Genomic DNA, 13,085 nt, shown 5'->3' on the forward strand with positions numbered 1-13,085 from the left:
CCCCTATGCCGTCAGGCCTTGACGCGCCTGACCTGGCTGCCGCTGCGCAGCGTGCCGAGGTTGTTGCGCACGATCTCGGCGCCGGCGTCGAGGCCGGAGACGATTTCCACCATGCCGCCGGCTTCATCGCGCACGCCGAGCTGTACCGGGCGTTCCGCCAGCGTGTCGCGCTCGATGGCATAGACGAAGGCGCGTTCGCCCTCGGTACGCACCGCCGACACCGGCACCGCCACCACCGCGGCGCGCTGGCCCAGCACCAGTGCGCCGCGCGCGAACATGCCCGCGCGCAATGCCTGGTCGGCATTGTCGACGCGGACATAGACCATGATGCTGCGCGTGCCCTCGCTGACCGCCGGGTTGATGCGCACCAGCTTGCCGGCAAAGCCGCCGGCGCCTTCCACTTCCAGTGCCACCGGCTGGCCCACCGCGGCGCGCGCGACGTCGGCCATCGGGATCGGCGCTTCCAGCTCCAGCACGCGCAGGTCGACCACATCGACCAGGCGCGTATCCGGCGACACCTTCTCGCCCGGCTGCACCGCGCGCGCGGCCACCATGCCGTCGAGCGGCGCCTTGACCACGGTGTCGGCCAGCGCCTTCTGCGCCACCGCCTGCCCGCCCTGGGCGGCGTCGAGGTTGGCTTGCGCCACCGCCAGGTCGGACTGGTACTTGTCGAAGGCGGTCTGCGAGATAAAGCCCTTGCCGACCAGTTCGCGGTTGCGTTCCCAGGTCTGGCGCGAGTTCTCGAACTGGCCGCGCGCGGCCAGCATCTGCCCGCGCGCCTGCGCGGCCCGGGCCTCGTATTCGGCCGGGTCGATGCGCACGATGACCTGCCCGGCGCGCACCGGTTCGCCTTCGCGCACCAGCACCTGCTTTACTTCGCCGGAGACCTTGGCCTTGACCGAGGCCTGGTTCAGCGCGCGCAGGCTGCCCGACAGCGGCAGCGACAGTTGCAGGTCCTGGCGCGCCACCTGAACCAAGTCGGTCTGTAGGAATTCGACGCCGATGGCCTCCTCAGGTCCAAACATCCGATGCGAACTTCTAGCGGTGCGCACATAGGTCACAATACCCAGCACTAAAATAGCGCAGCCAATAGTGACTAGCAGGTTCTTTCGTTTCATGTCGGCCTTTTGGGCGGTTACTGGCTTAGGCGGCGCCCCCCCTACCCATCCTCAAGGCTTGCCCGAACATATCGTCGCGGAAATACTCTGCGACACCTCGGGACTTCTTTTGGGTCACTCACGCTCAGTCCCTTGCCAAAAGCGTGATCACTATAAGCATCCGCCAGCACACGGCTCTTAGGCCTGCGACTTGGCATGCCCAACGAGAACACACACAACGGTACAAGCCCGGTGAATTTAATGACCCGCTATACAAAGAACCTCTCATTTTCCCAATTATCTGCCGCACGATCATAGCCTGTCCGTCAGTCAGACCTGAATTGCGCGTAGGAATTCCCTGATAGATCCTCAATCTGATGGCGCACGGTAAATACAGCGGCAAACATTTTAGTGCTGTCGAGCGCCGAGTAAAGAATGTTTTCGTTAAAGCACGATCCCTCATAGGTACTTCCGTATGCTTCATTTGTGCTGGAATTGGCTTTCAAGTGGCTGGCCTGCTCAACGACCTCTCATTCGTGACGCAGCGCAAGATCGGACCCGACCGCAAGAGGCCGGGCTCAGTAGAACCCACGAGGAATCGCCCGAGTACATGTAGCCACAACGCACATCCCTATCCGAAGCGGTTAGCAAGGTCATGCATTGCGAGGAGTGCGGGGCGCGGTGCCATCAAGTTCACAGACGGTAGTTCCCGAGTCAGGGATCTGCCGCTGTTCGAGTACCGCGCTGCGCCGCACTTCCCGCGACGTGGGGTGTGGTGCAGCCAGTGCGGCGGCCCCGGCTTGAACGGTTGGAATGGCTCGGACGCGATCAACGCGTCACGGCCCGGCTAGCGCAAGTCCGCGGCCATTTGCTACGCAGCTGCACGGTGCAGGCCGTGGGGGCCTTCTACGATCTGGGCTGGCATACGGTCAAATCCATCGACAAGGCACGCCTGCGCGAGCCTGTGGTCGAGCCGGACTGGCCCACAATCCCTTATCCGACCATGGACGAACACCCTGCACAAGGGACATCGCTACGCCACAGTGGTCGTCGATCCGATCGGACGGCAAGTGTTCTGGATCGGAAAGGGCCGCTCGCGCGAGACTGCCCGAGCGTTCTTCGAGCAACTCTAACCGGACGCGGCCAAGCCCGTCGCGGCAGCCGCCCATCGACATGACGACCGCCTACGAGCTGGAGATTCTGGAGCATTTTCCGCAAGCCGAGGTAGTCTATGACCTGTTCCACGTCGTGGCCAAGTACGGGTGCGAGGTCATGGACCGGGTTCGCGTCGACCAGGCCAATCGCCTGCGGCACGATCGCCCGACCAGGCGGGTGCTCAAGTCCACGCGCTGGCTGCTGCAGCGCAACCAACAGAATCTGAGTGCCCCTCAGGCGGTGCATCTGGACGAGGTGCTGCAAGCCAATAGGCCGTTGATGACCGCCTACATCTTACGAGATGACTCAAGCGGCTGTGGTTCTAACGCCGACCGGGATGGGCGCAGAAGGCCTCGGAGCAGCGGGCGCGCAGGCATGGCCGAGCTGCATTCCTGCCCTCAATGTTCGCCCAGCGCCTGAAGGCCTACTGGCACGGCATCGTTGCCCGCTGCCGGCAGCCGTTGAACACGAGCGTGGTCGAGGGGATCAACAACACCATTAAGGTCATCAAGCGGCTTGTCTACGGCTACCGCGACGAGGAGTACTTCTTCCTCAAAATCCGCGCGGCCTTCCCCGGAATTCCTCGTTGAGCCAAACAAAATGCCCAAACAGGACGGGAACCTTGGCGTGTTTGTCGCAACAGTGTTGCCATGGCTTCGCGGTCACGAACGGAGCAGCAAAGGTCAGCTTTACGACAAAATCGTCATCTTCCCCACCAATAGTCGCCGCTATTGACCATATAGCGACATACCAAGAAAGAAAGTAAAGAGTGTCTTTACTGTATCAGCAAACGGATCATTGCTACTTGTCTCGATCAAAAATTCCCACAGCCTATCGAGATCCAGACAAAGCCCGCAGCCAGTACCGAAGGCCCCAATAGCCCAGTCATGTCACGCGCGTCGAAGATCCACACCAACCCGCATAGACATTCAAGGGGCCACGATCCCCTGGTCATTTCCTTCAAAGTCTCCGCTCTCAATCAATCCATTGAGTTGTGAGTATATATGATTTTAAGTTTGGCACGCATGTTGCTCGAAGTACTCGCAGAGCGTCGATGTGAAAATTACCAAATGCCACATAATTTCGCTCTATTCGGACCACAAATTCACCCTCCATTACGGAAACATATAAGGTAGCCTCCAAAGAACCAGCAGGTCGATATATCCTGGAAGACCCGTCTTCTACGAAACTTATTAATAGCCTGGAGATCAATAAATTGGACAAATCAACTTCCTCCTTGAGCATTTTCTCGGACGTCGCCCCCTTCAAAAACACAAAAGCCAAAACATTAATCTCCCTTAGATCCGCCGCCTCGAAATTCCACGTCTATCCGCTTCATCGTGTGACGCATGCACAATGGAGCACGAATTCCACAAAAATTGTCAAACTAATCAAAATATCTTTTGGAATATCGGAGCCTCTAGCAGTTCGATCTAGCGCAGCATCCGAGGATAGTCTGGAGCAATCTAAAGCCGGCCAGTACCTTTCTGTCTTAGATGTTCGTACCGATGAGCAACTGATTCAAGCAATAGGTGATGTTTTCTCTTCGTACGGCACCCCATTGCCATCCGACGAGGTGTTCGTCCAACCGATGGCTAAAGATATTGCAGTAAGTGGCGTTGTCATGACTTGCGACCCTGAATCTGGCCTTCCATACTATATTATCAGTTACGATGAGAGCGGCGATACCACAGTTGTGACTTCCGGTGGAAACGGTACCCGCACTTACATATTTTTACCAGGCCACGACGCACCGGAGCCTCTCCGCTGTTTGGTGCCAGCAATCGAAGAAGTGATCGAAATTGTCGGTATTAAAGAGGTAGATATCGAATTCGGGATCTCGAATAATGGAACCGTGGTGATCTTTCAGGTAAGGCCAATCACAGCCCCGCGGAAATGTGGATATAGCGTTGGTCACCTTGACAAGCTTTTACAATCACTGAATTGCGTTGAAGCTTCGATCGAGGACGTCAACAGCTTCAATAACGGCCAGGGACTCGTAGGGGAAGTTCTCGGAGTCATGCCGGATGTGAACCCCGCCGAGTTGATAGGAACTAAGCCAAGGCCATTGGCCGCCTCCATCTTTCGTCACCTGTTCACTAATACCGCTTGGGCTTCCGCGCGGGCAAATTTCGGATACCGAGATTTGCGCGCAGTTCCCCTCATGCATATGATTGGCGGCACACCATATGTTTCTGTATCAGCAAGCGTAGCCTCATTTTTACCGGCCACATTGCCCCATTCCATAGCAAAAAAAATCATCATCGAAGCTCAACGCAATTTAATTCTAAAGCCAGAGCTTCATGACAAAATAGAATTTCGCGTTGTTCCAACTTGCCTCAAACCAAGAATGAGGGACGGCCACTGGCGCGAGCTATTTCCAAGCCTTTCTGAGAACGAATGGGCTTCGTACCTGGATCTGCTACGTACCTTAACGAACCGCATTATCACTGGCGACGACCTTTTTGATCGTGCTAGACACAGCATCGAAGCATTAGAATCCGCTGCAAGATTTATAAATTGGGATGAGGACCACGGATTGCTTGATGTACTATCGTTGATCGAAAAAGTGCACGTGCATGGCACAGTACTATTCTCTGAGATCGCGAGAGCGGCCTTCGTAGCGACGGACATTCTCAAGTCATTAGAGTCTGAAAAATTGCTTCGCCCGGGGTTCCTGGATGCCGTCGTGCGCGCCTCCGACTCCGTTGCAGCCCAACTAGTAAACGATTTTTCCGCACTACAGCCTGCAGAATTTCTAAAATTACACGGCCATATTCGCCCTGGCACATACGAGATCACCGTTCCTCGATACGACGATCCTATTAGTAAATACTTCGACTGGATGAATCGCACCATCAAGGAGGAGCCGACAGAAGTATCCGCCATCGACTTGGCTCTGTCACCCGCTCAGATATCAGCCCTTTCTTCCGAGTTTGATCGAACCGGCTACGCTTTCGATTGGCCGATATTTGAGGCCTTTGCAATGAAGGCGATTCAGGGCCGTGAACGCGTGAAGCATTCTTTTAGCCGGCTAATTTCGGACGCCTTGGAGATGCTCGCACTCGTCGGAGCAAATCTTGGTCTTAGCAGGGACGATCTGTCGTTCCTTACGATGCCCGACATTGCATTTTCTTTAGAGATTCGCTCCAATCATTCGACCTTTCTTCGGTCTGCAGTCGAGAGAAATCGACAGCACTGGGAAACAACCAGATATCTGCGCCTGCCTGATCTGTTGTGCACACCGAAAGACATCTTCGGCTTCCATGTCTTCCACTCCCGCCCGAGCTTCATCACCGAGATCACAGTTGAGGGGGTTGTCACGGATGTATATGGTTCGTCTTTCAAGGACAGTATCGTATTTATGGAGAATGCTGACCCCGGTTTTGACTGGATATTCACGCACGGCGTCAAGGGGTTCATCACGAAGTACGGTGGCGAAAATTCACATATGTCAATCAGAGCGCGCGAACTTGGTGTTCCCGCCGTTATCGGTGCCGGCAGCCGCTTTGAACAATGGCGGAACGCACGCGTTATTCGACTCGAATGTGCAGCGCAACGCGTCCAGGTTCTCGGTTGAGCTATGTTTCGTAAAGAACTGAGGAAATACGGAGTACGGCGATGCCCGCGCCGCATTAGAACGCTCCCACGAGCGGCCTTACCGAGACTCGTGAAGACCTCATAGCCAAGTTGCTTCGCTTGGCCCTCGGCAGGCACACCTTTTCCGATCCTGCCGAGGCTGTCAGCCTTCGACATCCCTATTCCAGGATGATCTTGCGCGACAGAGGCCCTGATGTTCTCATAGTGTGTATAAACCGGGGACATAGGTAACACCTGTTCGGGGACATGGGTAACACAACTAGACTGGCTGGCAGTGTCTTTTGGGAGACCTGCCATGCCATGGAAGGAAGTGTCACTCATGGATCAACTCAGGGAACTGATGATCCGGGCCAGCCAGCCGGGAGCGAACCGGCGGGAGTGGCCAGGCGATGGGGCATCGCTCCGAAGACGTTGTACAAGTGGCTGTCGCCCTACGCCGAGTCGGGCGAAGGTGAGGTGCGACCAGCGTGCTGAGACGGTCCAGTCCAAGCTGATTGCGACGTTTCGCCGCTACGGCTTGCCGCAGCGCATGACGATGGACAACGGTCCGCCATGAAGCGGCGATTCTGACGGCCTGGGATATACGGTGCTAACGGTCTGGCTGATACAGTTGGGCATCAAGGTCAGTCATTCAAGGCCATATCACCCCCAGACACAAGGCAAGGACGAGCGGTTTCACCGCACCCTCAAGGTCGAGCTATTGCAGCATCGGCGTTTTGCGGACAACGACGAAGCGCAGCGCGTTTTCGACCGCTATCGCGAAACCTACAACGGCAAGCGCCCGCACGAAGCATTGGGCATGGCGGTGCCCATGCAGCGCTATCGTGCCAGCGTCATTGCGTATCCGGAGATACTGCCAGCCGCCGAGTACCTGTCCTGTGACAAGGTCTATAAAGTTGACAGGTCCGCGCGCATTGAAGTTGGCCGACGGCGCTTCAAGATTGGCAAGGCGTTCATCGGCCAGCGCATTGCCTTGCGACCCACGGCGCAGGACGGCTGCTACCGAGTGTGGTTCAGCCGCGTTGAGATCGGAGAAATTGATCTGCGCGCATCATGATGCGCGCAGATCACGTGTCACCTATGTCTCCGAACACCTGTCACCCATGTCTCCGGTCTGTACAGTGGGTAGGGGGTAACCAGCGTGATAGACCGATACCATTATCCAACCTACTCAGCAAGGCTGACGGGTCAATACAATTGTAATCGCTAAGGTGATGACAGGGTCATGTTGACGTCGTGAGCGTCGCCAACTGGCGTGCCCGTCTGATTTGCAAGCGCGTGAAGGTGAACAAATCGATGCGGCCATGATCACTCAGCCATCATATGAGTGGATTCTCTTCGGGCACGGGGGCGATCCCATAAACATTTGGAAATTCATAGCTGTGTCCAGCCGTTCTCCATACCGGCTCCTGAAGCGGTCAACTTTATCGAAAACTTCATAGAATGGAGAATCACCTCACCGGAACTGGTCAATACTTGGCATATCCCCCACGCTGACTTCGATCACCGTCGGTACACTCGTCGTTGTAATGGCGCGACGTAATGCGAACCGCAGTCCTTCGGGAGAGTCCGTTCGGAACGCTTGTGCACCAAAGCTTTCCGACAAACGGCAGAAATTTGGATTTCGAAGATCAGTTGCTATAATTCTACCGCCGTAGTCGTTGACTTGCATCTGTTGGACATTTCCAAAACAGTTGTTATTGAAAAGCAGAACGATCAAAGGAATCTTATGCTGTACAGCAGTGGCTAGTTCTTGAACGGCAAACATGAACCCGCCGTCCCCCGTAATAGAAACCACTGGCACGTTAGGCTTTGCAACCTTCACTCCGAGCGCAGTCGGAAATCCATATCCAAGTGTTCCCTGATAGCCGGTAGATATGTAAGTGCGGGGACTGAACACGGGATAAACGATGCGACTCGCAAAGCCAACCTGAGTTAATTCGTCTACAAATATTCCATGTTCACCTATTTCTTCACGGATAACCTTCAGATAGCTCAATTGTGGTTCGAGCACTGCTGAACGCGCTTCCCATGCGGCTTTGACTTCCATCAATGCAGTTTCACGTGGACTTCGAACTGCATTGTATTTTTCAAGCCTTCTCAGCAAGAGTGGCAAGGCTTGCTCTGCCCGAGCCGTAATTTCGCATTTCGGCGTGAAAAATCTACGATGGGTGGTCGGGTCAACGTCAATGCGAATAATATCCGGCCGATGTGTCCGAATCCATTTTTTGCCTGGGATTCGCATGTTGGTACCGATGGCCAAAACAACATCAGTTTTTCTCCAAAGATCCTTCGCGGCGGGCAGGTGAAGGGAGAGATAGCTACGGGCATCCACAACCCCCATGCCGGTACGATATGCCACGACCGGTGCCTGTAAGACCTCCGCTAACTGCCGGACCAGTGTGCTCGCGCCTTGCGCACCGCTTCCGACAAATATCATTGGAGCAACTGAGGCACCTAGCACTTTGGCGACCTCATCGAGAGCGTCCTCGTCCAGAGGAGGTTCATAGGGAGTGCGTAGTTTGAGTTGGGGATCGGCGGGAGCCGTGCTGGCCAACACGTCCATTGGAATCTCCAGTCCAACTGGTCGAGGTCGACCCGAAAGCATCTGGTGAAAGGCTTCGCCGATCAAGATCGGAATCTCCGATGGAGTGTTAGCAGTTGCTACCCATTTGCTAAGGGAACGCAAGATTGAGAGCTGATCATTGATTTCATGCAATTCCCCCCAACCCCTTCCTATTGCAGTTGAGTTTATCTGACCGGTCAAACACATCAGCTTTGCGTTAAGTGCGTACGCCGTCGAGATCGCGGCGGTTGAATTGAGAAGGCCGGGCCCCGGAACAACGTTGAATACCGTGGGCAAATCGCTGACCAGAGCATGACCGAGTCCCATATATGCCGCGCCTTGCTCATGTCGAGTGTGAATTATCCGGAATTTTTCTCGATGATCGTAAAATGCATTATAGAGCCAATCGTTCTGCATGCCAGGTAGGCCGAATACCGTCCTTATTCCGAGGTTATGCAAAGAAAGAACTGCTGCCTCACCACCCGTCATAGCTCTCATAGTCTTCAGCCCTCCAGAAGCGTATCTAATAAAGCGAGTAATCTCGTGTTGTCACGTGGTGCACCGACCGTGATTCTTATGCAGTGCGGCAGATCGAACGCGGGACGTACCAGCACCCCGTGCCCAACCAAGAGCCCCGCCAGTTCCTCAGCGTTGAAGCCTTTGGGACAGCGAACCATGAGAAAGTTTGCCTGGCTTGGTGTAACCTCCAGATTCAGGGCTTTCAGCCCGGTCGCGAGCCTGCGCCGCTCGGCATGGTTGTTATCGACGGTGCGCTGCAAATGAACCCTATCCCCCAAAGCGGCAATTGCAGCCTCCATTCCTGCTGTGCTTAGGTGAAAATTTCGTTTCCGCTTCTTCACCTTCCGTGCTATCCGTTGCGGCGCGATCCCATAACCGATTCGCATACCAGCCAAGCCATAAGCCTTGGAAAAACTATGAACGATCACGACATTTTGGTCATCGAGGACATGCCGTATAGCGTCAGGAAGGCCTTCTTCCGTAGCAAATTGATAATACACCTCGTCATAAATTACGGTGACATAATCCGGAATTTTATCCAACATCGCACCCAACACATTTTCCCCAAACCAGGTCCCGGTCGGATTATTTGGATTACAAAGATATAGCAGCCTGGTATCCTTGTTTATCTTGCGCAGGATTGCATCGACGTCCAAGCGGAAATCTGGTCTAATAAGAGGCACTCTGTCTATCTCGCATCCCTTACTTGCAAGAGATCTTGAGTATTCACTAAAGCACGGCGGACATATGATGGCACGTTGACCAGGATTAATCAGCGCATCTTCCACTAAAGACAGTACCTCGACACCGCTGTTTGCCGAGAAAAATTGCGCGCTTGTAAGGCCTCTACCATGAAACGCAGCTAGGGCATCGCAAAGCATGTTGTCGGTGCGTTCTGGATAGCGATTGGCCGAGGCAATTGCTAGTTTCGCGGCATCAACTGCTTTGGGTGATGGACCAAATGGGTTTTCGTTTGAGGAGAGTTTCGTAATCTTCATTCTTTCTTCGTCCGCCATCATTTCATCAATTCACAAATAGCCCTGCATTTGATTATGCTACCCTAACAATTGGCTATTTCTCGCAACCTTAAACGAGGGGGGTGTTTAAAAATCCACTGCAGAATTTCATTTTGAAATTTTCAAATATTTACCATTGAACAATGATGAAATAGGACATATTTCATCATTTCGGCGCCGGATACCCGATAACGACCCGGAAGAGTTGACAAATTTTGCCTCCGCAGACTTGAACTTGCCCGTCGATAATTAATGAGCATTATGTTCACGGAAGTGCCTTGTGCATGCCGCGCGTCCAAACGATATTTGGTTTGTCTGCTTGATGACGGATAAGTTCAAGCTCAATGCAGAATACCGCCCAACATACGGCAAAGAATATGGCGGGCCATAATCAACGAGGATTGCTCAATTTGGCACCCCTTGTTTGCGGCGATGCTGGATACCGCTACACTTCCTTATCCCATGCCGCCTCGGAATGCACTTAAAGTTCTTTACTGCCTAGCTTGACCCTAGCCGCCTTCTTTTCAAGCCACCTTTTTTATTGTAATTGCTCCGTGCGAGGTCGGTAAAATGATCAGTTTTCAAGACGCCATGAAGTTCTTTCATGGAACGAACTCTTACTGATATTTGTACAGGCTATCTTCGTCAGGATAGCCGTACGCGCGAACCCTGATGACCTTGAGATTCGATATTGTAGTTGCCTAGATCACAGGTCGGCGGTCAGGCGTCGATAGGCCGAGCATTCCCGCCGCTCAAGTCCTAGAGCGCTCACTGTTGAACAAGACGCGTTGAAGTGCCACAAACCCCTTACACGTTGCAAATGAAATTCCAAAAGTAGAGCAGTAAGTGTTGCCCAGCACCGTCTGCTTATGAAGAGCCATAGGTGGCAATTTGGTCCGACCAAAATTTGGTGGGAACCAAAAACAACGCGCGGGGTCCCACGTGATTCTCCAAGAATTACTCGAAGGAATTCCGCACAAAGGTCGTGGCGGAAACGCTGGACCCGGCACACTCACTGTCAGAAGTTCCGCGAGCGCATTGGCCTGGGCGCGAATCTTGCATCGACGTGGCTGCAAGATCATGAACATGCCGCGGCATCCGAGCCGGACGAACTATTCCTGCCCATAGAGAAGGCATCGCCGCGAAAGCCGGAGCCGATTGAATCAGCCAGGCTCGTCATCGAATGTCGACGTGTGCGTGTGAGGTTCGAAGGCAAGCCCGAGCCAGACGTCCTGCAGCTCGTGCTGCCGACCCTGTTGGGAGGGGCTCGGTGATGTGGGCCTTCCAACTGGAACGCGGGTGTGGCTGGCTGCTGGCGTAAGGACATGTGCTCTGGCTTCAACAGCTTGGCCGCGAAGGTGCACACCGTGCTAGAGCGGATCCCGTTTAGCGACTCCGTGTTTGTGTTCCATCGCCGACGAGGCGATCTGGTCAAGCCGCTTTGGTGGATCGGTGATGACATGTGCCTGCTGATGAAACCGCTGCTTGTACGAGGCCGCTTCGTTTGGTCGCGTGCGGTCGGGGGTGTAGTCAGCCCGAGCCAGCCGCAGATCTCAATGCTGCTGGAAGGCATCGACTTGCGACAGCCGGTGCGCACTGCGGAGCCGATCTCGGCATTGTAATTCTGAGTGCCGGCGCGTGGAGTGCTGGCATAACGTCGGCGAAAGCGTACTCGGACGACATCGAAGCGCTCAAGGCCCTGCTGCTGGAGCGCGATGCCCGCATCGAGCATCTGCAATAGGTGGTCGAATCGCAGAAGGCAGCGATAGGCGGTCGCAACGGCTTCAGCCAGGCCTTTGAGGCCATCGACCACGGCAATCAGGATATCCTGATTGGCTCGGTTCTTGAGTTCATTGAAGACCTTGAGCCAAAACTTGGCGCCTTCAGTCTGCTCGACCCACAGGCCCAGCACATCACGTTGACCGTCTGCCTGGATGCCCAATGCCAGATACACGGCCTTATTGCTGACCACGCCGTCAGTGCGGATCTTGACCCGCAACGCGTCGAAGAACACCACTGGGTACATGGCTTCGAGCGGGCGGCTCTGCCACGCGATTGCCTCGGTCATGACTTCATCGGTGACCGAGCTGATGAAGTCAGGGGAGATGATGAAGTCAGGGGAGACCTCGGTTCCGTAGCTCTCAGCCAGGAATGCCTGGACCTCGCGCACGCTCAAGCCGCGCGCGTACATGGCAATAATGCGCTCGTTGAATCCGGTAAAACGCCGTTCATGCTTGGGAATCAAGACCGGCTCAAAGCTGTCATTGCGGTCGCGTGGCAATTCGACCCGCACCGGCCCACGGTCGGTGACGACGGTCTTGCCGGTGAGGCCGTTGCGCGCATTGGACTCTTCGGCCGGCTTGGGCTCGCCTGGCTTATAGCCCAAGTGCATGCTCATCTCGGCGCCCATCGCCCGCTCGATGATGGCATTGTTAAACAGCCAGCATCAGATCCTGGACTCGCTGGGCGCCATCGGCCCTTTAACCAGTTTGTCGAGCAGGCCTTCAGGCAAAGCCGGCAGCGGCCCGCGGGCCGCTGCACGACGGTACAAACTTGCATCGTGCATTTGATCCGCAACAGCCTGGACTACGCCAACTACAAGGACCGCAAGGTGCTGGCGCAGGTGCTGCGGCCAATCTGCAACGTGGCCGGCGAACAAGAGGCCGAACATGTGCTGCAGGACTTCGCCGATGCCCCGTGGGGCGAAAAGCTGCCGATGATCGCGCAGTCGTGGCGACGCGCCTGGGAGCACGTCGCGCCGTTCTTCGTGTTCCCGCCCGAGATACGGCGCGTTGATCTACACCATGAATGCCATCGAAAGCCTGAATATACAGTTGCGCAAGATCTTCAGAACCCGAGGGCACTTCCCTCGAATGAAGCCGCTGTCAAGCTCCTGTGGTTGGCGCTGCGCAACGTGCTGGCCAAGTCGGTTCGTACCCTGACTGAAAGTCCGCCATGAACCAGTTTGCTATTCTGTATGTCGAGCGATTTACTGCGGAACGAGGCTAAGGATGGTGTTCAAAACAACGTCCGCAGCGCCGAGTTGACCGTGAGAGCGTGGCCAAGTGAGTTCAATGAGCGATTCCCCTCGACTTCGATGCGAGATTCGGTGCGCGCTTGGGCGTTATCGCC

General features: G+C 55.0%; 5 protein-coding genes and 3 pseudogenes. 4 read left to right on the forward strand and 4 right to left on the reverse strand.

Features of this window, described 5'->3' with window-relative positions:
• Positions 1-11: 11 nt before the first annotated feature.
• A complete protein-coding gene (locus tag VSR71_RS34020; protein ID WP_373427218.1) occupies positions 12-1,025 on the reverse strand; it encodes an efflux RND transporter periplasmic adaptor subunit in 1,014 nt (337 codons plus the stop codon).
• 715 nt (positions 1,026-1,740) lie between these two features.
• On the opposite strand from VSR71_RS34020, the pseudogene VSR71_RS34025 reads away from it, so the two are divergent.
• The 3 genes and pseudogenes from VSR71_RS34025 to VSR71_RS35455 all read left to right on the forward strand — a co-directional run.
• Positions 1,741-2,842: pseudogene (locus VSR71_RS34025) on the forward strand (ISL3 family transposase); the annotation flags it as partial.
• A 626-nt stretch (positions 2,843-3,468) separates the two neighbouring features.
• Positions 3,469-5,832: a PEP/pyruvate-binding domain-containing protein gene (locus VSR71_RS34030; RefSeq protein WP_342917830.1), complete on the forward strand. Its 2,364-nt coding sequence runs from the start codon at positions 3,469-3,471 to the stop codon at positions 5,830-5,832.
• Positions 5,833-6,462: 630 nt separating this feature from the next.
• Positions 6,463-6,909: an integrase core domain-containing protein gene (locus VSR71_RS35455; protein WP_373424464.1), complete on the forward strand. Its 447-nt coding sequence runs from the start codon at positions 6,463-6,465 to the stop codon at positions 6,907-6,909.
• Between the two features lie 399 nt (positions 6,910-7,308).
• On the opposite strand, the gene VSR71_RS34040 is transcribed toward VSR71_RS35455, so the two are convergent.
• From VSR71_RS34040 to VSR71_RS34055, 3 genes and pseudogenes are all read right to left on the reverse strand, one after another.
• Positions 7,309-8,916 (reverse strand): thiamine pyrophosphate-dependent enzyme, encoded by a 1,608-nt coding sequence (locus VSR71_RS34040; RefSeq protein ID WP_232349526.1) that lies wholly within the window; start codon positions 8,914-8,916, stop codon positions 7,309-7,311.
• Between the two features lie 5 nt (positions 8,917-8,921).
• Positions 8,922-9,935: a pyridoxal phosphate-dependent aminotransferase gene (locus VSR71_RS34045; RefSeq protein WP_232344349.1), complete on the reverse strand. Its 1,014-nt coding sequence runs from the start codon at positions 9,933-9,935 to the stop codon at positions 8,922-8,924.
• 1,783 nt (positions 9,936-11,718) lie between these two features.
• Positions 11,719-12,519: pseudogene (locus tag VSR71_RS34055) on the reverse strand (IS256 family transposase); the annotation flags it as partial.
• Here VSR71_RS34055 and VSR71_RS34060 point away from each other — a divergent pair.
• Positions 12,493-12,912: pseudogene (locus VSR71_RS34060) on the forward strand (transposase); the annotation flags it as partial. The pseudogenes VSR71_RS34055 and VSR71_RS34060 overlap by 27 nt on opposite strands.
• Positions 12,913-13,085: the final 173 nt, after the last annotated feature.

Origin of the sequence: Cupriavidus oxalaticus (assembly GCF_038900635.1) — a bacterium.
In the GTDB taxonomy this organism is placed as follows: domain Bacteria; phylum Pseudomonadota; class Gammaproteobacteria; order Burkholderiales; family Burkholderiaceae; genus Cupriavidus; species Cupriavidus oxalaticus_B.